This is a genomic window from Pseudomonas sp. GV071, from assembly GCF_003050835.1.
Taxonomy (GTDB): domain Bacteria; phylum Pseudomonadota; class Gammaproteobacteria; order Pseudomonadales; family Pseudomonadaceae; genus Aquipseudomonas.
Genome location: NZ_QAOJ01000005.1, coordinates 276,858 through 302,824, shown reverse-complemented (window position 1 = coordinate 302,824; position 25,967 = coordinate 276,858). Strand labels below are relative to the sequence as shown.

22 protein-coding genes and 1 tRNA gene are annotated in these 25,967 nt (G+C 62.4%); 4 read left to right on the top strand and 19 right to left on the bottom strand.

Annotated elements, in window-relative coordinates:
* Positions 1 to 35 precede the first annotated feature (35 nt).
* The gene (locus tag C8K61_RS11880; RefSeq protein WP_108096469.1) at positions 36 to 923 is read right to left on the bottom strand and encodes a LysR family transcriptional regulator; all 888 of its coding nucleotides are present in this window, start codon (positions 921 to 923) and stop codon (positions 36 to 38) included.
* 21 nt (positions 924 to 944) lie between these two features.
* A complete protein-coding gene (gene yrfG / locus C8K61_RS11875; RefSeq protein ID WP_108096468.1) occupies positions 945 to 1,610 on the bottom strand; it encodes a GMP/IMP nucleotidase in 666 nt (221 codons plus the stop codon).
* Between the two features lie 149 nt (positions 1,611 to 1,759).
* Here yrfG and nudE point away from each other — a divergent pair, with 149 nt between their 5' ends.
* Positions 1,760 to 2,338 carry an ADP compounds hydrolase NudE gene (gene nudE / locus C8K61_RS11870; RefSeq protein WP_108096467.1) on the top strand — a complete coding sequence of 193 codons (579 nt, stop codon included), beginning with the start codon at positions 1,760 to 1,762 and terminating at the stop codon, positions 2,336 to 2,338.
* Positions 2,335 to 3,162: a 3'(2'),5'-bisphosphate nucleotidase CysQ gene (gene cysQ, locus C8K61_RS11865; protein WP_108096466.1), complete on the top strand. Its 828-nt coding sequence runs from the start codon at positions 2,335 to 2,337 to the stop codon at positions 3,160 to 3,162. Before nudE ends, cysQ begins: the two co-directional genes overlap by 4 nt.
* Positions 3,163 to 3,278: 116 nt before the next feature.
* On the opposite strand, the gene C8K61_RS11860 is transcribed toward cysQ, so the two are convergent.
* The 14 genes from C8K61_RS11860 to C8K61_RS11795 all read right to left on the bottom strand — a co-directional run bounded on the left by C8K61_RS11860 (position 3,279) and on the right by C8K61_RS11795 (position 21,434).
* On the bottom strand, positions 3,279 to 5,180 hold the full coding sequence (locus tag C8K61_RS11860) for a beta-ketoacyl synthase (protein ID WP_108096465.1): 1,902 nt from the start codon (positions 5,178 to 5,180) through the stop codon (positions 3,279 to 3,281).
* Between the two features lie 284 nt (positions 5,181 to 5,464).
* The gene (gene arcC, locus C8K61_RS11855; protein ID WP_108096464.1) at positions 5,465 to 6,394 is read right to left on the bottom strand and encodes a carbamate kinase; all 930 of its coding nucleotides are present in this window, start codon (positions 6,392 to 6,394) and stop codon (positions 5,465 to 5,467) included.
* Positions 6,395 to 6,472: 78 nt separating this feature from the next.
* Positions 6,473 to 7,483 (bottom strand): ornithine carbamoyltransferase, encoded by a 1,011-nt coding sequence (locus tag C8K61_RS11850; protein ID WP_108096463.1) that lies wholly within the window; start codon positions 7,481 to 7,483, stop codon positions 6,473 to 6,475.
* An 88-nt stretch (positions 7,484 to 7,571) separates the two neighbouring features.
* On the bottom strand, positions 7,572 to 8,822 hold the full coding sequence (gene arcA, locus C8K61_RS11845) for an arginine deiminase (RefSeq protein WP_108096462.1): 1,251 nt from the start codon (positions 8,820 to 8,822) through the stop codon (positions 7,572 to 7,574).
* Positions 8,823 to 8,850: 28 nt separating this feature from the next.
* Complete coding sequence (gene arcD / locus C8K61_RS11840; RefSeq protein ID WP_108096461.1) at positions 8,851 to 10,278, bottom strand: arginine-ornithine antiporter; 1,428 nt, start codon at positions 10,276 to 10,278, stop codon at positions 8,851 to 8,853.
* A 488-nt stretch (positions 10,279 to 10,766) separates the two neighbouring features.
* Complete coding sequence (locus C8K61_RS11835) at positions 10,767 to 12,140, bottom strand: sigma-54 dependent transcriptional regulator (protein ID WP_108096460.1); 1,374 nt, start codon at positions 12,138 to 12,140, stop codon at positions 10,767 to 10,769.
* Positions 12,137 to 13,948 carry an ATP-binding protein gene (locus C8K61_RS11830; RefSeq protein ID WP_108096459.1) on the bottom strand — a complete coding sequence of 604 codons (1,812 nt, stop codon included), beginning with the start codon at positions 13,946 to 13,948 and terminating at the stop codon, positions 12,137 to 12,139. Before C8K61_RS11830 ends, C8K61_RS11835 begins: the two co-directional genes overlap by 4 nt.
* Positions 13,938 to 14,807, bottom strand: coding sequence for a dTDP-4-dehydrorhamnose reductase (rfbD, locus tag C8K61_RS11825; protein WP_108096458.1), 870 nt, complete (start codon positions 14,805 to 14,807; stop codon positions 13,938 to 13,940). Before rfbD ends, C8K61_RS11830 begins: the two co-directional genes overlap by 11 nt.
* The gene (rfbC, locus tag C8K61_RS11820; protein ID WP_108096457.1) at positions 14,804 to 15,349 is read right to left on the bottom strand and encodes a dTDP-4-dehydrorhamnose 3,5-epimerase; all 546 of its coding nucleotides are present in this window, start codon (positions 15,347 to 15,349) and stop codon (positions 14,804 to 14,806) included. The genes rfbD and rfbC overlap by 4 nt, the downstream gene beginning before the upstream one ends.
* Positions 15,346 to 16,218, bottom strand: coding sequence for a glucose-1-phosphate thymidylyltransferase RfbA (rfbA, locus tag C8K61_RS11815; RefSeq protein WP_108096456.1), 873 nt, complete (start codon positions 16,216 to 16,218; stop codon positions 15,346 to 15,348). Before rfbA ends, rfbC begins: the two co-directional genes overlap by 4 nt.
* Before the next feature lie 6 nt (positions 16,219 to 16,224).
* Entirely contained in the window at positions 16,225 to 17,289 is a 1,065-nt protein-coding gene (gene rfbB / locus C8K61_RS11810) for a dTDP-glucose 4,6-dehydratase (protein WP_108096455.1), read from the bottom strand.
* A gap of 151 nt (positions 17,290 to 17,440) precedes the next feature.
* The gene (locus C8K61_RS11805; protein WP_146174278.1) at positions 17,441 to 18,712 is read right to left on the bottom strand and encodes a hypothetical protein; all 1,272 of its coding nucleotides are present in this window, start codon (positions 18,710 to 18,712) and stop codon (positions 17,441 to 17,443) included.
* A gap of 263 nt (positions 18,713 to 18,975) precedes the next feature.
* The gene (gene yegQ, locus C8K61_RS11800) at positions 18,976 to 20,301 is read right to left on the bottom strand and encodes a tRNA 5-hydroxyuridine modification protein YegQ (protein WP_108096453.1); all 1,326 of its coding nucleotides are present in this window, start codon (positions 20,299 to 20,301) and stop codon (positions 18,976 to 18,978) included.
* Between the two features lie 86 nt (positions 20,302 to 20,387).
* On the bottom strand, positions 20,388 to 21,434 hold the full coding sequence (locus C8K61_RS11795; RefSeq protein ID WP_108096452.1) for a hypothetical protein: 1,047 nt from the start codon (positions 21,432 to 21,434) through the stop codon (positions 20,388 to 20,390).
* 176 nt (positions 21,435 to 21,610) lie between these two features.
* Here C8K61_RS11795 and C8K61_RS11790 point away from each other — a divergent pair, with 176 nt between their 5' ends.
* Together C8K61_RS11790 and C8K61_RS11785 are read left to right on the top strand one after the other, a co-directional pair.
* Positions 21,611 to 22,597 (top strand): AraC family transcriptional regulator, encoded by a 987-nt coding sequence (locus tag C8K61_RS11790; protein ID WP_108096451.1) that lies wholly within the window; start codon positions 21,611 to 21,613, stop codon positions 22,595 to 22,597.
* 98 nt (positions 22,598 to 22,695) lie between these two features.
* Positions 22,696 to 23,064 (top strand): hypothetical protein, encoded by a 369-nt coding sequence (locus C8K61_RS11785; RefSeq protein WP_108096450.1) that lies wholly within the window; start codon positions 22,696 to 22,698, stop codon positions 23,062 to 23,064.
* Positions 23,065 to 23,069: 5 nt separating this feature from the next.
* Here C8K61_RS11785 and C8K61_RS11780 read toward each other — a convergent pair whose 3' ends face one another.
* From C8K61_RS11780 to C8K61_RS11770, 3 genes are all read right to left on the bottom strand, one after another.
* Complete coding sequence (locus tag C8K61_RS11780) at positions 23,070 to 24,197, bottom strand: Fic family protein (protein ID WP_108096449.1); 1,128 nt, start codon at positions 24,195 to 24,197, stop codon at positions 23,070 to 23,072.
* Positions 24,198 to 24,338: 141 nt separating this feature from the next.
* Positions 24,339 to 24,414, bottom strand: a tRNA-Thr gene (locus C8K61_RS11775).
* A gap of 293 nt (positions 24,415 to 24,707) precedes the next feature.
* Complete coding sequence (locus C8K61_RS11770) at positions 24,708 to 25,925, bottom strand: methyltransferase (RefSeq protein WP_108096559.1); 1,218 nt, start codon at positions 25,923 to 25,925, stop codon at positions 24,708 to 24,710.
* Positions 25,926 to 25,967: the final 42 nt, after the last annotated feature.

Below are 25,967 nucleotides of genomic sequence, written 5' to 3'. Positions count from 1 at the left end.
TCGTGGCTAAAGCCGCTCCTACAGGGCCTTGGAGTTCAGGACTCCAGCAGCATCGCCCCGGCTTCCTGAAAACACGCTTCGGCCAACGACGAGCGTGGCGCGCTGCGGCGCATGATCAGCCCCAACGGCGCGAGGGTTTGGGCGTCTTCGATGGGTTGCAGCTTGAGGTGTTTGGTCAGCATGTCGAGGCCGCCATACAGCGGCATGATCGCGCAGCACAGGCCGCCGTGTACCGCTTGCACCAACTGGTGCACCACGTCGGTTTCCAGCAGCGGCGTCGGGGTCAGGCCACGGCTGCGAAAGTTGTGGTTGATCGATTGGCGAAAATGCATGCCGCTGGAGAGCAGGCCCAGGGGCAGGTCAATCAGCGCTTCCCAGGTCAGCTCGGTGGCTTCGAAGCGGAAGTAACGTTGGTCGTAGAGCAGGCCCATGCGCGTCTGCATCAGGTTGAGGCTGTCGAAATGTTCGGCGTTCAGGCGGTCGAGGTAAGACACGCCGAGATCCAGGCGATTGCTCGCCAGCTGTTCGAGGATCTGCTCGGAGCTCAGCGCTGACAATTCAAAGCGCAGGCTCGGGTGCTGCTGGTGCAGGCGTTGCAGCAGCGGCATCGGGTCGTAGCTGGACAGTGGCACCACGCCCAGGCGCAAGGTACCAATCAGGCTGCCACGGCAGGCTGCGGCCTCGGCATTCAAACCGTCGTAGGCGGCCAGCACACTGCGCGCCCAGGCCAACACCCGTTCGCCGGATTCGGTAAACCCTTCGAAGCGCTGGCCGCGCAATACCAGCGGCAATTGCAGCTCTTCTTCCAGGCTGCGCAGGCGCATCGACAGGGTCGGTTGGGTGACATGGCAACGCGCTGCCGCCTGGCCGAAGTGCCGGGTTTCTTCGAGAGCGACGAGAAATTTCAGCTGCTTGATGTCCATCTCGCACTCCAGTGATGGCGGTTAAACCAGGCCGTCGATCAGCAAACGATAGTCTTCCACCGCGGGGAACTCTTCGGTGTCTTTCGGCCCTTTACTACTGTCCGGCTCGCGCACCGCCAGCAAATGCGCCACGCCGTACTGCTGGGCGCTGCGCAGAATCGGCAGGCTGTCGTCGATAAACAGGCTGCGGCTCGGCTCGAAGGCGAAGTCGTCCTGCAGGGCGGCCCAGAAACGTTGGTCTTCCTTGGGGAAACCATAGTCGTGGGAGCTGATCAGGCGGTCGAAATAGGGCGCCAGTTCGATGCGCTCCAGCTTCAGCGACAGCGAGTCGCGGTGAGCATTGGTGATCAGCACCACGCGCTTGCAGGCCTGGCGTAGGGCGACCAGGAATGTGTCGGCGTCCGGACGCAGGGAAATCAGGTGCGCCACTTCCCGCTTCAGTTCACGAATCGGCAGGTTCAACTGCGCCGTCCAGAAGTCGGTGCAGTACCAATTCAACTGCCCGGCATGCTCGCGAAACAGCGGCAGCATGTGCGCATTGGCCTGCTCGCGGCTCAGGCCATGCACCTCGGCGTAACGCTGGGGCAGGTGTTCAAGCCAGAAGTGGTTGTCGAAATGCAGGTCCAGCAAGGTGCCGTCCATGTCGAGCAGGACGGTGTCGATAGCGGACCAGGGCAGTTGAGGCATGACGGGAAGCTCATCAATAGGACGGGACGTTTTCACACACCCTGTAAGGGAAAAGGGTCGTGATTGAGCCGGCACGCACAATCTGGCGCGGCGATAATCCGGAAAGCCGCGTTATGATAACCCGCCAGGTCATGCCAAGGAGCCGTCCCATGCGTCAGAAACCCACCGTCCTCAACCGCGAAATAGTGGCGAGCAGCCGCCTGTTTCGTGTCGAGGAACTTCAGCTGCGCTTTACCAACGGCGTAGAGCGCACCTACGAACGGTTGGTGGGCAAGGGCGTGGGTTACGGCGCGGTGATGATCGTGGCGCTGGTGGATGAGGAGCATGTGTTGCTGGTGGAGGAATACTGCGCCGGTACGGACGACTACCAGTTGTCGTGCCCCAAGGGCCTGATCGAACCGGGCGAAGACGTGCTCGATGCCGCCAACCGCGAACTCAAGGAAGAGGCGGGGTTTGGTGCGCGCAAGCTGGAGCGTCTGACCGAGCTGAGCCTGTCGCCCGGCTACATGAGCCAGGTGATTCAAGTGGTGCTGGCCCGTGACCTGTACCCGGAAACCCTGCCCGGCGACGAACCCGAGCCCATGGGCGTTGAGCGCTTCAGCCTGCATGAGCTGGCGAGCCTGGCCCAGCACCCGCAGTTCAGCGAAGGCCGTGCCCTGGCTGCGCTGTACCTGGCCCGTGACGTGCTGACCCAGCGCGGCGAATTCAACCCGGCGCCGCGCCCATGAGCCTGCTGCCGCTGATGGAGCAGGTGGTGGCCCTGGCCCGTGAGGCCGGCGCCGCCATTCTGCCGTTCTGGCGCAGTGGTGTGGCGGTGACCGCCAAGGCCGATGATTCGCCAGTCACCGCCGCTGACCTGGCCGCCCACCATATTCTGCTGGCCGGGCTTACTGCCCTGGACCCGAGCATTCCGGTGTTGTCCGAAGAGGCTGCCGACATTCCCCTCAGCGAGCGCGCGTCGTGGACCCGCTGGTGGGTGGTCGACCCGCTGGATGGCACCAAGGAATTTATCAGCGGCAGTGACGAGTTCACCGTCAACGTCGCCCTGGTTGAGCGCGGCAAGGTGCTGTTCGGCGTGGTCGGTATGCCCACCACCGGCCGCTACTTCTATGGTGGTGCTGACATCGGCGCCTGGCGCTGCGATGCCCATGGCCAGCCGCAGGCGGTGACGGTGCGAAATGCGCCGGAGCAGGCCTTTACCGTGGTCGCCAGCCGTCGTCATTCCAGCCCCGAGCAGGAACAGTTGCTGGCCGGGCTGACGCTGTTGTTTGGTGATCTGCAATTGGCCAGCGTCGGCAGCTCGCTGAAGTTCTGCCTGCTGGCCGAAGGCGCTGCCGATTGCTACCCGCGCCTGGCACCCACTTCGCAATGGGACACCGCCGCCGCACAAGGCGTGCTGGAAGGGGCGGGGGGGGAGGTGCTGGATATTCACGGTGAGGTGCTCACCTACGAAGCCCGTGAGTCGTTCCTCAATCCGTTCTTTCTGGCGTTGCCGGCGAATGCCAGCTGGCGTGGCGAGTTGCTGCGCTTGGCGAAAGGCCTGAGCGTTTAGCCGCATTCTTCCGTTTCAGGAGATCGATGTGGGAGGGGCTTCAGCCGCGATGCTTTTGATTTTAAAAACTCGCGGCTGAAGCCCCTCCCACAAAAGCAGCCCTAACTCCGGCCTGCCTACAACATGTCCTTGAACCGCTCATCCTTCTTGAACACCAGCGGCTGACTGAAGCCCGGAATGCGCATCTGCTCGGCGCTGATTTCGATCGCCTGGTCTTCGATCATGTCCTGGCCGAAGTTGTAGATGATGTCGAGCTGGCCATTCAGCGCCCGTTGGTTGTAGGCCTCGGCCGTGGCGCGGGTCTGTTCGCGGCGGCTGAGGTAGTCGGCAAACGCTGCCTCGCCATGGCGCTTTTTCAGCATGCGTTCGGCCACGTGCGGGGCGAGGATCACGCCGCTGGCGTTATTGCCGCCAAAGCCTTTGGAGTTGATAAAGCACACGTCCAGTTGCTCGGCATCGCGGCTGCGGTCTTCGGTGGTGATGGCCAGGTGTTGCTGGTGCACGTCCGGGGCTACGGCGTCGATGGTCTTGATGCCGGGGATGATGCCGTACTTGAAGGTGCCCAGCGCCGAGATCAACTGGTCGCCGCTGGCGGTGGCCAGGGAGTGGCCGACAAAGGCTTTGACGGCGGTGACCGGCCAGCTGTCGATCTTGAACGCCGCGGCCACGCGGTCGAGCAGTTCCGATTCGGTAACGCGGTTAGCCGGCGTGCTGGAGCCGTGGGCATGGATAAAACTGCGTTTCTGCACTCCTTCCAGGCCAACAATCTGTACGGCGCTGGCCACGGCCTTGGCCACGGTCAGGTAATTGCCCGGGCCGGGGGCGGAAATGGATTTCTTGAAACCATCGGCGTTGATGAACACATCGGCCACCGCGCCATGGATATCGGCGCCCAGCTCCAGGGCCAGGGCGTCGTCCATCAGCACCACGTACTGCGCCGACTCGGCCAGGGTAAAACCACAGTTCTCGCCAAACGGGCGGCTGGCGCGGCGGAAGTCGACGTCGTCACGACCCTCGATCAGGCGCAGGCCTTCTTCGGTAGCCAGGGCACCCATGGCGCTGTAGCCCTCGATGCACTCGGACAGAATCGGCGCTTCGCTGTTGCCGACAATCGCCACCCGCACGTGCCCGGCGTTGATCACGTCGATGGCTTTCTGCAGGTTGTAGAGGAAGGTGGCGCAGGCGCCGGTGACCGTGCCGGTGGTGCCGACGCTGCCCAGCACGTAGGCGTTGATGAAATCGGTGGGCATGCTGTTGAAGCCCAGCGGCAATTGTTTGGCCGACACGCGATTGCCCTTGAGGCGTGACTGCATCAGGCCGCCGAAACCGTTTTCATCGAGCTGGCTCATGATGCTGCCGGAGAACACCGCCACTTCATCGGGCTGCACATGGCTGACGATGGTCTGCCAGTCGATGCCGGTGGAGCGCAGGGCGTCGGTGGCGGCAACCACCGACATCTGCAGGCCGCGCGGGTGGAAGCGCGAGTTGTACAGCTCGCTTGGCTCGAAGCCGGTGGGCAACTGCCCGGCGGATTTCACGCTGAGGGCGCGGTAGCTGTCGACCTTGAATTCGCAGCTGCCGTGGATGGTGACCTGAACCTGGTTGCCGTCGAGGGTTTCCACCGCCCAGTTGGCCGGCAAGGGCTCGGGCAGTTGTTTGCGCTGAGTGGTGAAGGTCAGTGGCTGGGCGCCGGTGTCGGCTTCCAGGCTCTTCTGCCAGTGCACGGCATCGGGGTCCAGGTGCTGTTTTTCGATGCGCCGCACCAGGGTGGATTGCAGAATCTGCGGAGCGAAGCGCTGCTCGATCTCGGCGGCGCTCAGGGTTTTGCCTGCGTTGTCTTGATAGGTGTCGTCTACCCGGCTGACCAGCTTCATCATCACCGCCAGGCCCAGCAGGGTTTCCTGGCGCGCGGCGGCGTCCATCGACTCGATGACGGTACGACGGAAGCCATGGTGAAACGAGCTTCGGCCTGCGGCGTTGTACCCACCAAACCCTACGATGACTGGTAGTCGAGACATCTAGCGCACGCTCCTGAAAAAATACTTAGCCAATAGCCGATCACTAAAAATGATGAAGAGCGGCCCACGAAGTGGGCTCGCGTGATCGAGAGACTATGCTGACGCGGGTTGTGACCCGTGAGTCACTGTTGACGGCAAGCTTGTTTGCCGTCAAGCGTCTGTAGGCAGGAGATTGGACGGGCGTAGAAGAATCGTAAGAGCGGCTTTAGCCGCGATGCTCTTGATTCCAAAAGCATCGCGGCTGACCGGAGCGCCGGACCGGCCGCTCCTACGAGGGGAGCGGGTTAGCGGTAGCTCAGGCCGGGCTTGGCAGTGGTCACCCGGGTACCCGCCTTACCTTGCACAATGGCTTCGATATCGGCCAACGAGCCAATTACCGCGACCTTGCCGGTATTGCGCGCGAACTCGCAGGCCGCCTGCACTTTCGGCCCCATGGAACCGGCGGCAAAACCCAGGCGCTCCAACTCGTCCGGGTGGGCTTCGGCGATGGCTTTCTGCGTCGGTTTGCCCCAGTCGATATAGGTGGCGGCCACGTCGGTGGCGATCACCAGCAACTCGGAATCAAGCTGTTCGGCCAGCAGTGCCGAGCACAGGTCCTTGTCGATCACCGCTTCCACGCCTTCGAGTTTGCCAGCGGCGTTGTAGCGAGTGGGGATGCCGCCACCACCCGCGCAGATGACGATGGTGCCGTGTTCCAGCAGCCATTTCACCGGGCGGATTTCGAAGATCTGCTTTGGCCGTGGGCTGGCCACCACGCGGCGGAACTTGTCGCCGTCAGGGGCAATGCTCCAGCCTTTTTCGGCGGCCAGGCGCTCGGCATCTTCTTTTGAATACACCGGGCCGATCGGTTTGGTCGGGTTGCTGAAGGCCGGGTCGTTGGCGTCGACTTCCACCTGGGTCAGCAGGGTGGCGAACGGCACTTCGATGGGCAGCAGGTTGCCCAGTTCCTGTTCGATCATGTAGCCGATCATGCCTTCGGTTTCGGCGCCGAGCACATCCAGCGGGTAGGGGTTTACCGAGGTGTAGGCGGCCGCTTGCAGGGCCAGCAGCCCCACTTGTGGACCATTGCCATGGGCGATCACCAGTTGGTTGCCGGCGGCGATCTTGGCGATCTGTTCGGCGGCGACGCGGACGTTTTCCCGTTGGTTGTCCGCAGTCATGGGTTCGCCACGGCGCAGCAGGGCGTTACCCCCCAGGGCGACGACAATGCGCATGAGCCTTCTCCTTAATTGGAAAGCCTGAAACAAAGAGGGGAGCAGCGCGGCAGCCGAGGCCGCCGCGCCGCAGGGCGGTCAGATATCGGCCATTGCCGCGACCAGAATCGCCTTGATGGTGTGCATGCGGTTTTCCGCCTGCTCGAAGGCAATGTTGGCGGGCGACTCGAACACGTCTTCGGTCACTTCCACGCCATTGGCCAGGTGTGGATAACGGCTGGCGATGTCTTTGCCGACCTTGGTTTCGCTGTTATGGAACGCCGGCAGGCAGTGCATGAACTTCACCCGCGGGTTGCCCGAGGCTTTCATCATCTCGGTGTTCACCTGGTAGGGCAGCAGTTGCTTGATGCGCTCGTCCCAGGCATCCACCGGCTCACCCATGGAAACCCAGACGTCGGTGTGGATGAAGTCCACACCCTTGACCGCTTCTTTCGGGTCTTCGGTGAGGGTGATGCGGGCGCCACTTTCCTCGGCAAAACCCTGGCACTCTTTGACGAACTCGTCGCTTGGCCATAGCGCTTTCGGCGCGCCGATGCGCACGTCCATGCCGAGCTTGGCACCGATCATCAGCAGCGAGTTACCCATGTTGTAACGGGCATCGCCGAGGTAGGCGTAGCTGATGTCATGCAGCGGCTTGTCGCTGTGCTCACGCATGGTCAGTACGTCGGCGATCATCTGGGTCGGGTGGAATTCGGCGGTGAGGCCGTTGAATACCGGCACCCCGGCGTATTGCGCGAGCTCTTCGACGATCTCCTGGCCATAGCCACGGTATTCGATGGCATCGAACATCCGGCCGAGTACGCGGGCGGTGTCCTTCATGCTTTCCTTGTGGCCGATCTGCGACGAGCTGGGGTCGATGTAGGTGACGCTGGCGCCCTGGTCATAGGCCGCCACTTCGAACGCGCAGCGGGTGCGGGTGGAGGTTTTTTCGAAGATCAGCGCGATGTTTTTGCGCTTCAGGTGCTGCTGTTCGGTACCGGTGTATTTGGCGCGTTTCAGGTCGCGGGACAGGTCGAGGAGAAAACGTAGCTCACGCTGAGTGTGGTGCATCAGGCTGAGTACGTTGCGGTTGTGCATGTTGAACGCCATTTTTCAAACTCCTGTACAAGCGTTGCATGAGCGCCGTTGCCTTGTGAGCGTCGGCGCCGTTGGCTGGGTAGTCGTTTCGCGCTAGGGCTTAGTAGTCGATCGGGTCACGAATGATCGGGCAGGTCATGCAGTGGCCACCGCCACGACCGCGGCCCAGTTCACCGGCGCTGATGGTGATGACTTCCACGCCGGCCTTGCGCAGCAAGGTGTTGGTATAGGTGTTGCGGTCGTAACCGACCACCACCCCGGGCTCCAGCGCCACCACGTTGTTGCCGTCGTCCCACTGCTCGCGCTCAGCCTCGAAGGTGTTGCCACCGGTGGGCACCACGCGCAGTTCTTTCAGTTTCAGGGCTTCGGCCACCACTTTGATGAAGTGCTGGTCTTCGCGGCGCACATCGAGGCCGTCCGGGCGGGCGCCGTCGGGGCGGATGCTGAACGGCACGATGGCGTCTACCGCTTCGGCGAACACCGTTACCAGGTCGCGGTCGCAGAAGCTGAACACGGTGTCCAGGTGCATCGCCGCGCGGGATTTTGGCAGGCCGGCAACGATCACCCGTTCCGCCGCCTTATTGGCGAACAGCGACTGCGCCAGTTGGCCAATCGCCTGGTGGGTGGTGCGTTCGCCCATGCCCACCAGCACCACGCCATTGCCGATCGGCATCACGTCGCCGCCTTCCAGCGAGGCCGCGCCGTGGTCCTGGTCGGGGTCGCCGTACCAGACTTTGAAGTCGGCGTTGACGAAGTCGGGGTGGAATTTATAGATGGCAGTCACCAGCAGCGTTTCCTGCCGGCGCGCTGGCCAGTACATCGGGTTGAGGCTCACCCCGCCGTAGATCCAGCAGGTGTTGTCGCGGGTGAATTGGGTGTTCGGCAGCGGCGGCAGAATGAAGCTGGAACCGCCCAGGTAGCCGCGGAACATTTCGATGGCCTTGCCGCCGAAGCTGTCTGGCAGATCGCCCCCCGATACGCCGCCAATCAGGTACTGCGCCAGCGCGCGCGGTTCGAGGCTTTCGAGCCAGGAGCGGACTTCGTTTACCAGCCCCAGGCCCACTTGGTTGGCGGTAATTTTGCGGTCGAGAATCCAGTTGCGCGCTTCTGGGATGGCAACCGTTTCGGCCAGCAGGTTGTGCATTTCCACCACTTCGACGCCACGCTCGCGCATCTTGGTGGTGAAGTCGAAATGGTCGCGCTTGGCCTGGCTGACCCACAGCACGTCGTCGAACAGCAGTTCATCGCAGTTGCTCGGAGTCAGGCGCTGGTGCGCGAGCCCTGGCGAGCAGACCATCACCTTGTGCAATTTGCCCGCTTCGGAGTGGACACCTAGTTTTACTTTGGACATGGCAGTTCTCCTTTCAAACAGTCACAAATCAGAGGGTCAGGAAGCCGTCGTAGAGGCCGTAGGCCGCTACCAGGGCGCCGATAACCACCAGAGCGAAAATGCCTTTTTCGATCTGGGTGAAGATGGGTTGGCCAAGTTCCCGTTTGGCCTTGGCGAACAGGAAGGCGCCGGGGGCATACAGGAGTGCCGACAGCAGCAGGTACTTGGTGCCGCCGGCGTACAGCAGCCACACCGCATAAATAGTGGCCACGGCAGCAATGAGCAGGTCCTTGTTGCGCTCCTTGGCATCCTGCTCATAGGTTTCCCCGCGCACCGCCAGCAACAAGGCGTAGGCCGCCGACCACAGGTAAGGCACCAGGATCATCGAGGTGGCGAGGTAGATCAGCGACAGGTAGGTGCTGGCCGAGAACAGGGTGATGACCAGGAAGATCTGCACCATGGCGTTGGTCAGCCACAGCGCATTGACCGGCGCGTGGTTGGCGTTTTCCTTGCGCAGGAAGGCCGGCATGGTGTGGTCGTTGGCGGCGGCAAACAGAATTTCCGCACACAGCAGCACCCACGACAGCAGGGCACCGACCAGCGAGATGATCAGACCGACGCTGATCAGAACTGCGCCCCAGTGGCCCACCACATGCTCAAGCACAGCGGCCATCGACGGGTTCTGCAGTTTGGCCAGTTCAGGCTGAGTCATGATCCCCAGCGACAGCACGTTCACCAGCACCAGAATCAGCAGCACGCTGATAAAGCCGATGATGGTGGCCTTGCCGACGTCCGAACGTTTTTCGGCCCGGGCGGAAAAGATGCTCGCGCCTTCGATGCCGATGAACACCCAGACGGTGACCAGCATCATGTTGCGCACCTGGTTCATCACGCTGCCCAGGTCCGGATTCATCTTGCCCCAGACGTCCGCGGTGAAGATGTCCAGCTTGAAGGCGAAGAAGGCGATCAGAATAAACAGCAGCAGCGGCACCACCTTGGCCACGGTGGTCACCAGGTTGATGAAGGCGGCTTCCTTCACCCCGCGCAGCACCAGAAAGTGCACGGCCCACAACACCACCGAGGCGCCAATGATGGCCGCCGGGGTATTGCCCTCACCGAACACTGGCAGGAAGTAACCGAGGGTGCTGAACAACAGCACGAAGTAGCCGACGTTGCCCAGCCAGGCGCTGATCCAGTAGCCCCAGGCGGAAGAGAAGCCCATGTAGTCGCCGAAGCCGGCTTTGGCGTAGGCGTACACACCGCCATCGAGATTGGGTTTGCGGTTGGCCAGGGTCTGGAACACAAACGCCAGCGTGAGCATGCCGACGGCGGTGATGGCCCAACCGATAAGTACTGCGCCGACATCGGCACTGGCGGCCATGTTTTGCGGTAAGGAGAAAATCCCACCGCCAATCATCGAGCCGACGACCAGGGCGACCAGCGCACCTAAACGTAGTTTGTGAGCGGATTCGGACATGGTTTGCATCCTTGGCGTTAAGTAGTTAGGAATCTACGCACGCTTTGGTGGGTAGATGGCTGACCTGAATCAAGAGCCGGCTAACTGTCCATGTTGTGCGTCTCTGTGGTGATGGAAGAGGGATGTTGTGTGGACAACTGGCTCTAAACACTCGAACTAAAGGGCTCGCAAGCACCGGTTTGGTGCTGCCAGATGAAAGCTAGACGGGATTCGCCAATGCGCAAGGATGGGGGATTAGGAGGGGGGAGGCTGGCTACAGGCCATTGCGCGGTCTTGGTATAGAACGCGATAACGTTAATTTCGAATGGGTCTAATGGGCGGTTTTAACGGTCATGTGCGACCGGATCGAGCTGTTGCGAAGAGGTGGGTGCGACGGGGGCTCTGGATTCCAGCCTGTGCTGGAATGACGGAGGATTTGACCCGGCACCCCGTCGTCCCAGCGCAGGCTGGGACCCGGAATATTGAAGTAAATGCAGGTCGAGCCAGCCTTACTCGCCATCCTCCTGGCTGGCACTCAACCCATGCTTGCGCAGTTTGTCATGCAGGGTTTTGCGCGGCAGGCCGAGGGCTTCGGCGAGGCTGCGCAGCGAGTTGTGCGGGCGCGCCAGTTCGGCGGCGATCAAGGCGCGTTCAAAGGCCTCCACTTGCTCGCTCAAGCCACCGCCACCGCTGACGATCGCGGGCAAGGCCGTGCTGGCGCCTTCCAGCGACAACTCCAGACCCAGGGCAAAACGCTCGGCCGCATTTTGCAGTTCGCGCACATTGCCAGGCCAGGTATGGCACAGCAGGGTGGCGCGCTGGCCGGGTTGCAGTTCACGCACCGGCAACTGATGGCGGGCGCTGGCGGCTTCGGCGAAATGCTGAAACAGCAGCAGCGCATCTTCGTTGCGTTCGCGCAGAGGGGGAATGCGCAGCGGGGCGACGTTCAGGCGGTAATAAAGGTCGGCGCGAAAGCGGCCTTGGTCGGCGCTTTGGCGCAGGTCTTCCTTGCTCGCAGCGATGACGCGGATGTCCAAGGGGATCAACTGATTGCCGCCGAGGCGTTCCACCACCCGTTCCTGCAACAAGCGCAGAAGCTTCACCTGCACCTCCAGGCTCATGCTTTCGATTTCATCGAGGAACAGGGTGCCGCCGTTGGCGAACTCGAACTTGCCGATTCGCCGTTTCTGCGCGCCGGTGAAGGCGCCTGGCTCATGGCCAAACAGTTCGCTTTCCACCACCGATTCGGCCAGGGCGCCAGCGTTGATCGCCACAAACGGCCCGCTGCGGCGGTTCGACAGGTCGTGCAACGCACGCGCTACTACCTCTTTGCCGGTACCGGTTTCACCCAGAATCAGCACGTCGGCATTGATCGCCGCCAGGGCGCCGATCTGTTCGCGCAGGCGCAGGATGCTCGGTGACTGCCCCACCAGACGGGCCGACAGTTCCTGGCGGTCGGCCAGGGCCATGCGCAGGCTGCGGTTATCCAGCACCAGGCGGCGCAGGGCCAGGGCGCGGCGCACGCTGTCGAGCAAGTCATCACTGGCGAAGGGTTTTTCCAGAAAGTCGTAAGCGCCGGCGCGCATCGCCTGTACTGCCAACGGCACATCGCCGTGGCCGGTGATCAGCAGCACCGGCAGTTCGCTGTCTTGCTCGTGCAGTTGGCTCAACAGTTCCAGGCCGTCGACGCCGGGCATGCGGATATCGCTGACCACCACGCCGGGCCAGTCGCGGGCGATTTGCCCAGCCAGGCCTTTGGCGCTGGCCAGGCTGCAGACTTTCAGACCGGCCAGGTCGAGGGTCTGGCTCAGGGCCTGACGCAGGTGGGGGTCGTCGTCGATCAGGAGCACCTGGGCACGGCTATCGAAACTGCTGTCGGTCATGCGCTGAGGTCCTCGGAGGGTTGTTGGTTGACGCCTGGGGCGGCGGCGCGCAGGTGCAGGGTCAGCACGGCACCGCCCTCAGGGTGGTTGGCCAGGTGCAGCTCGCCGCCGAGGGCGCGCATCAGCGTTTCGCAAATGGCCAGGCCCAAGCCCAGGCCCTGAGCACTGGTCTTGGTGGTGAAGAACGGCTCGCGGGCGCGCTTGAGGGCATCGGCGGTGAACCCCGGTCCGTTGTCGCGAATGCTCAGCTGGACGCCGTCTTCGCTGTTGATTGCACTCAGCCAGATACGCCGCGGTGGGGCTTTTTCCACCAGCGCATCGAGGGCATTGGCCAGCACATTGCCGAGTACCTGGCGTAGGCGGGTTTCGCCGGCTTGCACCCACAGGGTAGCGTCGGGCAGGTCGCGGATCAGCTCGACATCCATGGCCCGCCGGCGCTTGGCTAGCAGCGCCAGGGCGTCGTCGAGCGCCGGTTGCAGGGCCACGCTTTCCGGCGCATGGCGGTCGCGGCGGGCGAAGGCGCGCAGGTGGGCGATGATCGAGGACATGCGCCCAGTCAGCTCGCCAATCAGCTTCAGGTTGCCGCGGGCATCGTCGGTGCGCTGGTGGTCGAGCAGCACCGTGGCGTTTTCCGCATAGCTGCGGATCGCCGCCAGCGGCTGGTTGAGTTCGTGGCTGATGCTCGCCGACATGGTGCCCAGCGCAGACAGTTTGCCGGCCTGCACCAGTTCGTCCTGGGCGCGCAGCAGTTCCTGTTGCGCATGCTCGCGCTCCAGCACTTCGTTTTTCAGGCGGCTGTTAAGCGCCTCCAGATCACGGGTGCGGTCCAGTACGCGGATCTCCAGCTCGCGACGGGCGCGGGCGTCAATGGCGATGCGTTCGAGGTAGTGGCGGCGGCGCTGCATCATCAGGCCGAGCAGCAGAATCAGCACCAACAGCGTTGCGCCACCCACGGCCACTGCGGTTTGTACCGGGCGTGCGACCTGTTCGGCGGGGGCCAGAATGCTCACTGTCCAACCCGTTTCCGCCAGGCTGCGGCTCTGGATGATCCAGGACTTCTGCCTGAGCTTCAGCGTCTGCGGTTCGAGGGTCGGGTAGGGTTTGTTGGCAGCGATTTCGCGGCGTTCCTGCTCGGTCAGCTGGCGGCTGGCGCGAAAACGCCACTCGGCCCGCGAGGTGAGAATGACCACGCCATTGCTGTCGGTTACCAGCAGCTGTTCCGGGGTCTGGCCCCAGAGGGTTTCGGTGGTGTCGAGATCGACCTTGACCACCAGGGCGCCGATGACGATGTCACCTTCCTTTACTGCAGCGGCGAAGTAATACCCGCGCTTGCCCGAGGTGGTGCCCAGACCGAAGAAACGGCCAAGGTGACCGGTGACGGCTTCGCGAAAGTACGGGCGGAAGGCGAAGTTGCGGCCAACGAAACTGTCGGTCTGCCGCCAGTTGGACGCCGCCAGGGTGGTGCCGGTGGCGTCCATCAGGTAGATGGAGTCGGCACCAGTTTGCCCGCGCACTTCTTCCAGCAACTGATTGGCGCGCACCTGGGCATCGAGGTCCTGCGGATGCGTCAGCACCCCACGCAAGGCCGGCAGGTCACCGAGAATCGGCGGCAGCACTTCATAGCGGCGCAGGCTGCCGAGCAGGTTGGCGACGTAAAGGTCGAGGGTCTGGCGGTTCTGCTCGATCAGCTCACCGCTGTAGTAACGCTCGGCCAACTGTTGCAGCGGCCACAACAACGGCGCCAGCAGCGCGGCCAGCAACAGCAGGCTGCGCCAGCGCGGGCGCCGCAGGGGCGAGTCAGTCGGCATCGCGCAGGCAATCGGCGAGCGCCGCTTGCCAGTCCGGTAGACGGATGTTCCAGGCCGTTTGCAGCCGCGAGCAGTCCAGCCGCGAATTGAGCGGGCGCTGCGCCGGCGTCGGGTATTCGCTGCTGGTGATCGGCAGCAGGCGCGCGCAGGGTTTGCCGGCGGCTTTCAACTGGTCACCGATGGCGCTGGCAAAACCGAACCAAGAGGTTTCCCCTTGGCCGGTGAGGTGGAAGGTGCCCCAAGGCCCGGCCTGGCCGCGTTGCCAGTGTTCGATCAGCTCGCGGGTGGCGGCGGCGATGGTGCCAGCCCAAGTCGGTGCGCCGATCTGGTCGCTGACCACACGTAACTCGTCGCGCTCTTGCAGCAGACGCTGCATGGTCAGGAGGAAATTACGCCCGTACAACGAGTACACCCAACTGGTGCGCAGAATCAGATGCTGGCCGCCGACGGCGTTGATCGCCTGTTCGCCGGCCAGTTTGCTCTGGCCGTATACGCCCAGTGGTTGTGGCGGATCGTTGTCCAGATAGGGCGCGTTTTTACTGCCATCGAACACGTAATCTGTGGAGTAATGAATCAGCGGTACACCCAGCGCCTTGGCTTCTTCGGCAAGCACGCCGGGCGCCGTGGCGTTGATGGCGAAGGCTTGCTCGCGTTCACTTTCGGCTTGGTCCACAGCGGTGTAAGCAGCGGCGTTGATGATGAGGTCCGGTTTGAGCATCCGCACCTGGGCGCGAACGGCATTGCTATCGGCCAGGTCCAGCTCGGCGCGACCCAGGCAGGTCAGTTCGCCAAGCCCTTGCAAGCTGCTGAGCAGGGCCTGGGCAACCTGGCCATTGCGGCCGGTGATCAGCACCTTCATGCAAACAGTTCCGCGTCGGCGAGCAGCACGCCCGCCTGGTCTTTGCCCGACAGCTGCGGCGCCTCGCTCAATTGCCAGTCGATGGCCAGGCTCGGGTCGTCCCAGCGAATGCAGCGCTCGTGGGCGGGGGCGTAGTAGTCGGTGGTTTTGTAGAGGAACTCGGCCGATTCGCTGAGCACCACAAAACCATGGGCGAAGCCGGCCGGAATCCAGAGTTGGCGTTTGTTTTCCGCGGACAACAGCACCCCAACCCATTGGCCGAAGGTAGGCGAACTGCGACGGATATCGACGGCAATATCCAGCACTTCACCGGCGGTGGCGCGCACCAGTTTTCCCTGGGCTTGCTGGATCTGGTAATGCAGGCCACGCAATACGCCGCGCTGAGAGCGCGAGTGGTTGTCCTGGACAAATTGACAGTCCACCCCGGTGGCCTCTTTGAAGGCCTGGGCGTTGAAGCTTTCGTAGAAAAAGCCGCGCTCATCGCCGAACACTTTCGGCTCGATGATCAGCACATCCGGCAGCTCGGTGGGGATGACTTTCACACCTGCTCTCCTGCCAACCGGTAGAGGTATTGACCATAGCCGGTCTTGCCAAAGGCCTTGGCCTGGACCAGCAACTGCTCGCGATCAATCCAGCCATTCTGAAAGGCAATTTCTTCCAGGCAAGCCACCTTCAGGCCCTGACGGTGTTCGATGGTCTGCACGTACTGCGAGGCTTCCAGCAGGCTGTCATGGGTGCCGGTATCGAGCCAGGCAAACCCACGGCCGAAGCGCTCGACGCGCAGGTCGCCGCGCTGCAGGTAGGCGTTGTTGACGTCGGTGATTTCCAGCTCGCCACGGGGCGATGGCTTCACGGCCTTGGCGATCTGAACCACGTCGTTGTCGTAGAAATACAGGCCGGTCACCGCGTAGCTGGATTTCGGCTTGGCCGGTTTTTCCTCGATGGAAATCGCTTTGCCGTCGGCGTCGTATTCCACCACGCCAAAACGCTCCGGGTCCTTCACCCAGTAACCGAACACCGTCGCGCCGCTGGAATGGCTGGCGGCACGCTGCAGCTGGTCGGTGAAGTACTGGCCGTGGAAGATGTTGTCGCCGAGGATCAGGCACACCGAGTCGTCGCCAATGAACTCTTCGCCAATCAGAAAGGCTTGGGCCAGGCCATCGGGCGAAGGTTGTTCGGCGTAGCTGAAATTCACCCCGAACTGACTGCCGTCGCCGAGCATCTTTTCAAAGTGCGGCAAGTCATGGGGGGTGGAGATCAGCAGGATGTCCTTGATGCCGGCCAGCATCAGCACCGAGATCGGGTAGTAGACCATCGGTTTGTCGTAGATCGGCAGCAGTTGCTTGGACACCGCGAGGGTGATGGGGTGCAGGCGGGTGCCGGAACCGCCGGCTAGAATGATTCCTTTCATGCTGAGTTACTCCGTTGCGCCAAGGCGTTCACGTTGATAGCTGCCGTCTTGCACATGGCGGCACCAGTCGAGGTTGTTGAGGTACCACTGCACTGTTTTGCGCAGGCCAGTGGCGAAGGTTTCTGCCGGCACCCAACCGAGCTCGCGTTCGATCTTGCTGGCGTCGATGGCGTAGCGCAGGTCGTGGCCGGGGCGGTCTTTGACGAAGGTGATCAGCTGCTCATAACGCTCGACACCGGCCGGTTTGTTCGGCGCCAGCTCTTCCAACAGGGCGCAGATGCTGCGCACCACGTCGATGTTCTGCTGCTCGTTGTGGCCGCCGATGTTGTAGGTCTCGCCGACCTTGCCCTCAGTCACCACCTTGAGCAGGGCGCGGGCGTGGTCTTCGACGAACAGCCAGTCGCGAATCTGCGCACCGTTGCCATACACCGGCAGCGGCTTGCCATCCAGGGCGTTGAGGATCACCAGCGGGATCAGCTTTTCCGGGAAGTGGAACGGCCCGTAGTTGTTCGAGCAGTTGGTGATCAGCACCGGCAGGTTGTAGGTGCGCTGCCAGGCGCGAACCAGGTGATCGGACGCTGCCTTGCTGGCCGAGTACGGCGAGCTGGGTGCGTAGGGCGTGGTTTCGGTGAACAGGTCATCGGCGCCATGCAGGTCGCCGTACACCTCGTCGGTGGAAATATGGTGAAAACGAAAAGCCTGTTTGGCGGCTTCGTTCAGGCCCTGCCAGTAGCCGCGAGTGGCTTCGAGCAAGGCGTAGGTGCCAACGATATTGGTCTGGATAAACGCCGACGGGCCATCGATGGAGCGGTCGACATGCGACTCGGCAGCCAGGTGCATGATCGCCTCGGGCTGGAACTCATCGAGCAGCGCACGGACCTGGGGCTGGTCGATGATATCCAGTTGGGCAAAACGATAACGCGGGTGGTTGGCCACGCTCGCGAGGGATTCGAGATTGCCGGCGTAGGTCAGCTTGTCGAGGTTGAGCACCTGGTGCTCGGTGTTTTGCAGCAGATGGCGAATCAGCGCCGAGCCAATAAAGCCGGCGCCGCCAGTGATCAGAATTCGCATGCCAAGTAGCCTTGTGGGTTCGCAGGCGCATAGCTTGTCGGCAGCCCCGGTAAGAAGCAAGCCTGAATGGCCGCCAGTGGGCGGCCTGTGGGGCAGGTAGCAAAACGCCGCCGCCCGATTGGGCGACGGCGTCGGGTGGTGCCGGAGGCGGCTACAGCAATTTGGCTTTTTTCAGCGAGGTAGTGGAAGCCGGTACCTGAATGATCAGCGGGTGGTCGGTGAGGTTGACCTGCACCGCGTTGACATTGCGCAACGCCTGCACCGGTTCGGTACCGATCAGCGGGTCATAGATGTTCACCGTCGCCTGGGTCGAGCCGAGGTTTACCGTTACCGGCGCGGAAGGGCCTGGGAAGGAATCCGGCTCAGCCCAGATCATGATGTTGGTTTCGTAGTTACTCTTTTGTATCGCGATAAACCGGCCAGTCGGCGGCAGGCCGGCGGTAGAGAAGGGAATCAGTTTGGTCAGGGCGAAGCTCGAGGCGGTGGGTGAGCTATCGAGCAGGATGGTATTGAGGTTATGCCAGGCGACAGCCGCAGGGGTGGGCGCATTGTCGGCTTTGGCGAACAGGCCGTAACCGTCACCCTCGTCCATCAACTGATAAATGTAGGTGCGATAAATCTCGTTGTAGGCGCTGTTGGCCAGAATGCTCAGCAGGTAGGCGGCGCTTGCCTGGGCTGTAGTCTTCGGCGATTGATAGCCGGTTTCGGTGTACACCGCCGGGCCTGCGCCGGCCGGCGTGTTGCCCAGCACCGTACGTTTCACGTACTTGGTCGGCGGCTTGCCTGCCGCCGGGTAGGGGTGCTGGTTGTTGTAGTCGGCCAGCCCTGGCGTGGTGGCTGGGTCCGGGCCTTTGGGAATGCCGCCGGCGTTGTAGCCGGTGAAGTAGAACACCTTGGCATTCTTGAACAGCACATTGGCCTTGGTTTGCGCGTACAGCTCTTTCTGGAACGACAGTGCGGCCGGCAAGCCCTTGGTGCCGTCCGGCTGCCAGGTGAGGGCGAAGTTGTTGATCTCGTTCGGGCCTTCCACCGCCAGGGTCGAGCCCGGTACGGCATTCTCCACGGTGCTGATATTGGTCAGGAAGGTGGCGATAGTGGTTGGCGATTTGGTGCCACCCACTGCGGCGATGTAGTTCCATTTGATCCCGGCCTTGGCCAGGGTGGTGTAGTAGCTGTAGGGCGGGTTGCCCCAGAACGGGTTGTAGCTGTCGCGGGCGTTGACCACGCCCAGGTAGTTCATATTGCTGATGACCATCGGCATCTTGGCGTAGTTGGAAGAGCCCTGGCTGACATGCAGGTTCACGCCCATGGCATTGATGAAATCGTAGGAGCGCAGCAGCGTCGGGGCTGCCTGCGTCTGCGTGCTCAACGTTCCTGCCCCAAGCAGAAGCAGCAGGGTTGTAGTGCTGACGAGCTTGTTCATGGTCTACCCCCTTTCAATGAATTTCGAGAACGCTAGGGAAAACGCTAGTTGGCCCGAATGGCCCTGTCGAAACGCTAGTCGCAAAGTGCCACGGTATCTGCTGAACGGTGCGTTTTAGACGCCTTTTGCAATAACTTTTATTGCAAAAAATTGCCTGAACTTCATGACCGTTTCAGCGCCGAGACAGATCCTGGTTTTTGCCTGTGCAACGTTGCGGCCAAATGCGCTGGCGCAACGCCACTCTCGGACGAGCTGCAGGCCGCTCAGCGCACGTCGTCGAGATGGCGCATCAACAAGCCATAGCGGCTGTCGGCAGTCGACGGCAGGGGAAGATACAGCACGTGGCCGTCACCGGGTGCCACGCGGGTGCTGTTCCCCGCCTGGTTTTCCAATGCGTGTAACGAGAACTGCTGATTGCCTTGGGGCGTCATAAGTTCCAGGCGATCACCTACGGCGAAACGGTTTTTCACCCGCACCTCGGCCAGTTCGCCGCGCCAGTTGCCAGTCAACTCACCGACAAACTGCTGGCGTTCGGCGCGCGAGTTGCCGTGCTGATAATTCTGATATTCATCATGCACATGGCGGCGCAGAAAACCCTCGGTGTAGCCACGGTTGGCGAGGGAGTCGAGGTCACTGAACAGCTGTGGCGAGAACGCTTTGCCGGCCACCGCGTCGTCAATCGCCTGCCGGTAAACCTGGGCGGTGCGGGCCACATAAAAGTGGCTTTTGGTCCGCCCTTCGATCTTCAGCGAGTGCACGCCCATCTGCACCAGACGCTCGACGTGCTGCACTGCACGCAGGTCTTTAGAGTTCATGATGTAGGTGCCGTGTTCGTCCTCGAAAGCCTCCATCAACTCGCCCGGACGGCTGCTGTCTTCCAGTAAAAACAGGCGCTCGGAACTGGCGCCCTCACCGAGGGTAGGCGCGCAGTGACGGACGATTTCGCCCAACTCGTTCTGCTCACCCTCATGGGCCTGGTACTGCCAGCGGCACGCATTGGTGCACGTGCCCTGATTTGGATCGCGGCGGTTGATGTAGCCCGACAACAGGCAACGCCCGGAATAGGCCATGCACAGCGCGCCATGGACAAACACCTCAAGCTCCATCGCCGGCACCATCTGGCGGATTTCTTCGATCTCCTCCAGCGACAACTCGCGCGACAGAATCACCCGACTCAGTCCCTGCTGCTGCCAGAACTTCACACTGGCCCAGTTCACCGCATTGGCCTGCACCGAGAGATGAATCGGCATCTGCGGGAAGTGCTCGCGCACCAGCATGATCAAGCCGGGGTCGGACATGATCAGCGCGTCCGGTGCCATTGCCACCACCGGCGCCAGGTCCTTGAGAAAGGTGCGCAGCTTGGCGTTGTGCGGGGCGATGTTGACCACCACGTAAAAGCGCTTGCCCTGGGCATGGGCCTCGGCAATACCGACGGCCAGATTGGCGTGGTCAAACTCGTTATTGCGCACCCGCAGGCTGTAACGCGGTTGCCCGGCGTACACCGCATCGGCGCCATAGGCGAAGGCGTAACGCATGGCTTTGAGGGTGCCGGCGGGGCACAGCAGTTCGGGGGCGAGAGGAGTGGGCATGGGCAAGGCCTGGCGGATTCGGGGCGCGCGATTTTAGGGACCGCGCCAGGCCTGGGTATTGATATGGGTCTATGGCCGCGCCGATCTCAGTACAGGTGTTTGAGGTCGTGTTTGACCACCGCGTCGACCACCAGGGTAGTGGCCTTGCCGAGCAGGCCTGTGCCATTCATATGCTCGGCGAGCATCTTCGGAAATGAGGCGATGGCGCCGTCCTCCAGGTGCGTTTGCGCCTGCCACAGCCCGGCCTCCACCAGTTCCGGGCAGTGCTGTAATTGCCACTGCGCGACCTCCAGCACAATCGCCAACGCCGGCACTTTGCCGTTGATGGCCAAGGGGTGCAGATGGTCAGGGTCGGCCGTCAACCAGGCCTGGCCGCTGATCGTCAGCGCGGTGCTGGCGCCGGGAATCAGCAGGGACAGGCTGACCTCGCTGACCGCGAGAATATTCAGCAGGCTGCACGCCACTTTGTTGCCGGGGCGCTCTGGAATCAGCAGGGTGCGCCGGTCTGCGGCGAGGACAAAACCGTCGGGGTCGCCACGGGGCGAGAGTTCGGTGCTGCCGTCTGGGTTGCGGGTCAGCATCAGCAGGTACGAGGCGCGGCGAACAAAATCTAACGCGGCGTCGCTCAACTCAGCCTGGCCACGGGCACCGGGCGCCGCCACCGGGTCCGGGCGCGGCGCCCAGAACTGCGCGCGCACCTTGGCCCGCGAACAGTGCAGAAACAGCGTCTGGGCGGTGAACTGCAGCTGTATGCCGTGCGGCGTGAGTTCGATGACGCAACGACCGTTGGCGCGCAGCGCAAAACCGATGCCCGGCATGATGAAAAACAGGCTGCAGGCATGTGCCTCATCCGTGCTCAGCGCACTCGGCCGTGCCTTGCCAGCGGGCCAGGTCAGCACGATGTCAGTGCCCTGCGCGTTCACCACCGGGTAGTGACGGACGTTCAGGTAGTGAATGCCGATCGACGCCTCGGCAAAGCCCACGGCACACACCGAGGCGAGCTCGATGATGGTTTTGCAGTGTGCATCGATCTGCGTCTGCAGGCGTTTTTTCATCAGCGCCGGCGGCTCGGCAATCAGTTGGCGCAGGCGGGCGGCGGTCTCAATTCGGCAGGCGGTGGAAAGGCTCGGCATTACAGGTTCCTGAGCAACGGGTGTTATGCCGATGCTAAGGCCCTCAGGCCGCCACCGAGAGGGCGTTGGGGATCAACTTCAGGGCGTTTGGTTGCAACCTGAACGCGGTGGTCTGGTCAGGCGTGCTCGGGCTACAGTGGCAGCCCCGATGACGGCACAGGGAGTGTCGGGCCGTGATGAAAGACCGCAGCGTATCGGCGATGGCCGTGCTCGACCTGTATGACCAATTGCTGCACTTAGGGGTGGCCACGCCCGCCCAATTGAACGCCGCCGGCCTGTACCGCGAACGGCTAGTGGACTCCAGCAGCGCGGCGCCACCAGTGCAGGAACAACGGATCGCCGAGACGCGTCTGTTGGCGTTGTGGCAGGTGGCAGTGAGCAGCGCCAGCCTGCCGCATATCGGCCTGCTGCTTGGCCAGCATATCGACCCGGATGCCCGCGGCGTGCTGGCCAGCTGGCTGCTGCAATGCGCGCGGGTGGACGAAGCCTTCGCCATTTTCGTCCAGCACATCGCCCTGATGAATCCGTCGGAGCGCTGGCAGGCCAGCGAAGCCAACGGCCGCCTCGAGCTGCGCTTCTCCTTCGCCCCCGGCAACCGTTATCCACAAGCGGCCAGTGAGCGCAGCATGAGCGCCTTGCTGCACTGGCACCGCGCCGCCACTGGCGTGCAGGTGCTGCCACTAGCGTGTGATTTCACCTTTCCGGAGCCTGCCTATGCCGAACGCTTCGTCGAAGTGTTTGGCCGCAACCTGCGATTTTCCCGAGCAGAAAACTGCCTGCAACTGCCGAACAGTTTTCTCCAGCATCCCATTCAGGGGGCCAACCCTTACCTGAAACGACTGCTGCAAGAGCGGGCGTTGCACACTTACGCGCAACTGCAGCGCGACACGCTGTTGGTAAGCCGGGTGCGCAGCCTTATCCACGCCAACCTGGCCAGCGGCGCGAGCATTCAAGCGGTGTGCGCCGCGCTGCACCTTAGCCGTCCCACCCTGTATCGGCGCCTCAAGCAGGACGGCACCAGCTACAGCGAACTGCTCGAAAACATCCGCAAAGACCTGGCCCGCCAGCACCTGCAACAAGGCCTGGCGCCTGCCGCGATCAGCGAGGCGCTGGGCTTCAAAGACATCAGCACCCTGCATCGGGCATTCAAACGCTGGTTCTGATTAAGTTCGCCGTGAATCCGGTCGCCTTAAGCCAGGGAATGCCGGCGCTTATTCACTCTCACGTGCTGGCACCCCCTGTCCAACCGGGAAGCGCCGTCATGCGATGGGTCTCCGCCTTTATTCTGTTTGCCCTGGTGTGCGCCGTGAGCAGCGGCATCACCGTCTTGGCCATGCGCCAGGATGAACTGCCGAAAACGGCCAACGCCGAAGCCGAAGTGCTGTCGGCGCCGCCGGGCTTTGTCGCCACTCGCACCTCTGGCGGCGGTGGCATTTTCTACCAGCGCCAGGACATCGCCGAGTTGCCCGCTCAGCCTGGCAAAGCCGCTTTCCCCAAAGCCATGACCCTCAGCGAACAAGCCAAGTGCCGGCTGAGCCTGGCGCAGGACCGTTCCAGCCATGACCCGGCGCGGGTGAAGGTGACGGATGAGTACTGCAATCAGTTGTTGGGCGACAACAAGGGCGGCTGAAACCTTCAATGCTCGGTGAGTTGATAGCGGGTGCTGCGCCCACCACCTGCTAGCTGCATCAGCAGACCTTTGGCCACCAGATCGGTCAGGTGCCGGGTCGCAGTGGCCTTGCTCACCCCGGTTACCGCCTGATACTGGGCCGCGCTGATTCCGCCTTCAAAGCCTTTTGCGCCGCCATCCAGTAAACGGTTGATCACCTTCAGTTGCTCCGTCGACAGCGGCACGTTGCGGTGCAACTGCCAGAAGCGGGATTTGCTGAGGATGCTGTCGATGCTGGCCAGCGCCTGATTGATCGAGGCGAGCAAAATACGCAGAAACCAGATCAGCCAGAGGGTGATGTCCAGCCCGCTTTTCTGGGTTTGCTCCAGCAGGCGGTAGTAGTCCTTGCGGTGATCGAGGATGCTCGCCGACAGGGCGTAGAAACGGATGGTCTGGTGTTCGCCTTGTGCCAGCGCCAGGTCGGTCAGGGCTCGGGTCAGTCGGCCGTTACCGTCGTCGAACGGATGCAGGGTGACGAACCACAGATGGGCGATGCCGGCGCGCAGCAACGGATCGATGCCGCGCGAGTCGTCGTTGAACCAGACGACGAACGCCTCCAGCTGCTGCTCAAGGCCCGCTCGTGGCGGCGCTTCGAAGTGCACGAACGGGTAGTCCAAACGACCGGAAACCACCTGCATCGGCTCATCGCCACGCAGCGCGCCTACGCGAATTGCGCTGCCTAGAAGTTGGCCGTCGCCAGCCGGGAACAGGTGAGCATGCCAGTCCATCAGCCGCGACACGCTCAGGGGTTGCCGGTATTGCTGAGTCGCATCCAGCATCAGCTCCGCCAACCCGTCACTGCGCGCCGTGCGGCGGCCACCTTCCGGTTCATCCACCCCCAGCCGACGCGCCAGCGACGAGCGTACCGAGCCGACATTCAGCTCTTCGCCCTCGATCGCCGAGGAGGTGATGATGTTTTGCAGCAAGGTATCGAGCATGCGCCGCTGACTGAGCTCATCGCCCACCGCCCCCAGCTTGCCCAGCAGTTGCCCCTGGCTATGGGTGCATTGCCGCAACAACTCGGCAAGCGGCGCCTCGCGCCAGGTGAAGGCGGGCCAACCCGGTTGCTGCCAAATCCATTGCAGATCGTTCATGGTCACTCCGCGCCTGAGCCGAATAGAAGGCGTATTCGGCTCACAAGATGAGCCGAATACCGAGCTTATTCGGCTCACCACAAATTACAAGCACGCAGAAACAACAAAGCCCCAGCATTTCTGCAGGGGCTTTGTTTTATATGGTGCCGGCACCAGGAATCGAACCCGGGACCTACTGATTACAAGTCAGTTGCTCTACCAGCTGAGCTATACCGGCATTTCAGGGCCGCCATTATATCCATTAGAAGCGTTGAGTAAAGGCCTGATCTGCGGTCGTTTTTTGCTCCCTGACACACTTGCAGGAATAGGCTTATGCACAATTGCGAGGCGCGGTGGCTGGTGCTGGTCAAATTTTGTGCAGTACTTGACAGAAGTCAGTAACTTGCTGGTTTTGTTGAGTTTTTCTTTGTGATTAAAAAATAAACAGAAGTCTGGAAGCCTTGCTGCGCATGCGTTTGCCAAGGTTGCCCAGAAACTATCAACAAAGTTATCCACAGATTGTGTGGGCAACTATTGGCGTTCTGCGAGAAGCATCAGGTTGCGCGGGCTGACATGGCTTACGCAGAAATGGCCAAGGCGTACGGCGTAGCCCTGTTGTTGCAAAAACAGCGCGCGATCCAGCAGCAACCATAGCTCCAAGGGGCGGCGAAACAGGTTGCGCAACAGTTCGAGGTTGCGCACGTGCGCCAAGCGCTGCCAGCCACGCTGCTCCAGTGCATCCCAATCGCGCGGGGTGGGTGTCGGTAGGCCTTTGAGTTGCGCCAGTTCGCGGCAGTAGTCGGCGAAGTCTTTGTGCAGCCAGGCCACCGGCAGCGATGGCGTTGACAGGTATTCATCGCTGCCGCGCAGTTCTCGCTGCAATAAGTCGAAGGCCAGGCGCCGCGCCATCGAGCTGTCACGTTGGCGGCGGATGCGGGCGCCGGCGGTGACAGTTTCGCTCAATGGCAGGCCTAGGTCGTCCACTGACAGGCGCAGATCCGAGGCCTGGGCGGCTGTGGATAACGCTTGATAGTGGCTGGCGGCGATGCGGTTGTAGCAGCACGGCGCCACGGCCAGTTGTCCACAGCCGGCAGCGCTGGCCAGTTGCAGCAGGCGCACGTGCAGGTCGCCACAGGCATGCAGGGCCACCGGTGTGTGTTCGGGGTGAAGTTGCGATGCGGCACTGGCGGCCAACACGTCTTGTTCGATGTGTTGGCTGTGCAGGCCACGGCGGGCGCTCAGTTGTGCGCCGGCGGCGACTAGGGCGGGGTCGTGTTCCAGGCAGGTGAGGGCCTGGCCGTCCTGGGCGAGCAACTGGCCGAGGTGGCCCTTGCCCGAGCACCAGTCGAGCCAGTGCTGCGGGCGTTGGTTGAAGCTCAGGCAGGCGGCGAAGGCTTGGATCTGCTGCCATTTGCGCCCGGGAATATCTACCGCAAAGTTGGCCGGTAGCGGCGCGCGCTCATGGGTCGGCAAGTCGCCTAATGCACTGAGTGCCAGGGACTCTTGCGCCAGCCCAGTAAACGGCTCAGGTGCCAGCAGGAGTTCTGGTTGGTTGTGCGCCGCTTCGGCGTCGGCCAGTGAACGGCTGCGCAGCCACGCGGCCAGCTCGGGATGCTGGGTTTCCCACGGCAATTGCAGATGGGTGAACGGCCGTGGCCGCCACAGGTGCTGATGGCGCAGCAGAAAGCGGTCCAGCGCCTGGAAGCGTGGCAGCAGGGCGGAGCCAGTCAGCACGGTGGGATCGGTCATGGTCAGAAGATTCGGCAAGCTGCCCATGGCCGGTTGGTCCAT

Coding starts and splice junctions, on each gene's coding strand:
- yrfG (WP_108096468.1), bottom strand. CDS start 1,610: ATGCCTCAACTGCCCTGGTCCGCTATCGACACCGTCCTGCTCGACATG.
- C8K61_RS11795 (WP_108096452.1), bottom strand. CDS start 21,434: ATGCCGAGCCTTTCCACCGCCTGCCGAATTGAGACCGCCGCCCGCCTG.
- arcC (WP_108096464.1), bottom strand. CDS start 6,394: ATGCGCATTGTCGTCGCCCTGGGGGGTAACGCCCTGCTGCGCCGTGGC.
- C8K61_RS11830 (WP_108096459.1), bottom strand. CDS start 13,948: ATGCCGACTGACTCGCCCCTGCGGCGCCCGCGCTGGCGCAGCCTGCTG.
- rfbA (WP_108096456.1), bottom strand. CDS start 16,218: ATGAAAGGAATCATTCTAGCCGGCGGTTCCGGCACCCGCCTGCACCCC.
- rfbD (WP_108096458.1), bottom strand. CDS start 14,807: ATGAAGGTGCTGATCACCGGCCGCAATGGCCAGGTTGCCCAGGCCCTG.
- C8K61_RS11785 (WP_108096450.1), top strand. CDS start 22,696: ATGCGATGGGTCTCCGCCTTTATTCTGTTTGCCCTGGTGTGCGCCGTG.
- C8K61_RS11850 (WP_108096463.1), bottom strand. CDS start 7,483: ATGGCGTTCAACATGCACAACCGCAACGTACTCAGCCTGATGCACCAC.
- C8K61_RS11790 (WP_108096451.1), top strand. CDS start 21,611: ATGAAAGACCGCAGCGTATCGGCGATGGCCGTGCTCGACCTGTATGAC.
- C8K61_RS11835 (WP_108096460.1), bottom strand. CDS start 12,140: ATGACCGACAGCAGTTTCGATAGCCGTGCCCAGGTGCTCCTGATCGAC.
- nudE (WP_108096467.1), top strand. CDS start 1,760: ATGCGTCAGAAACCCACCGTCCTCAACCGCGAAATAGTGGCGAGCAGC.
- cysQ (WP_108096466.1), top strand. CDS start 2,335: ATGAGCCTGCTGCCGCTGATGGAGCAGGTGGTGGCCCTGGCCCGTGAG.
- arcA (WP_108096462.1), bottom strand. CDS start 8,822: ATGTCCAAAGTAAAACTAGGTGTCCACTCCGAAGCGGGCAAATTGCAC.
- arcD (WP_108096461.1), bottom strand. CDS start 10,278: ATGTCCGAATCCGCTCACAAACTACGTTTAGGTGCGCTGGTCGCCCTG.
- C8K61_RS11770 (WP_108096559.1), bottom strand. CDS start 25,925: ATGACCGATCCCACCGTGCTGACTGGCTCCGCCCTGCTGCCACGCTTC.
- C8K61_RS11805 (WP_146174278.1), bottom strand. CDS start 18,712: ATGAACAAGCTCGTCAGCACTACAACCCTGCTGCTTCTGCTTGGGGCA.
- yegQ (WP_108096453.1), bottom strand. CDS start 20,301: ATGCCCACTCCTCTCGCCCCCGAACTGCTGTGCCCCGCCGGCACCCTC.
- C8K61_RS11860 (WP_108096465.1), bottom strand. CDS start 5,180: ATGTCTCGACTACCAGTCATCGTAGGGTTTGGTGGGTACAACGCCGCA.
- C8K61_RS11780 (WP_108096449.1), bottom strand. CDS start 24,197: ATGAACGATCTGCAATGGATTTGGCAGCAACCGGGTTGGCCCGCCTTC.
- rfbB (WP_108096455.1), bottom strand. CDS start 17,289: ATGCGAATTCTGATCACTGGCGGCGCCGGCTTTATTGGCTCGGCGCTG.
- C8K61_RS11880 (WP_108096469.1), bottom strand. CDS start 923: ATGGACATCAAGCAGCTGAAATTTCTCGTCGCTCTCGAAGAAACCCGG.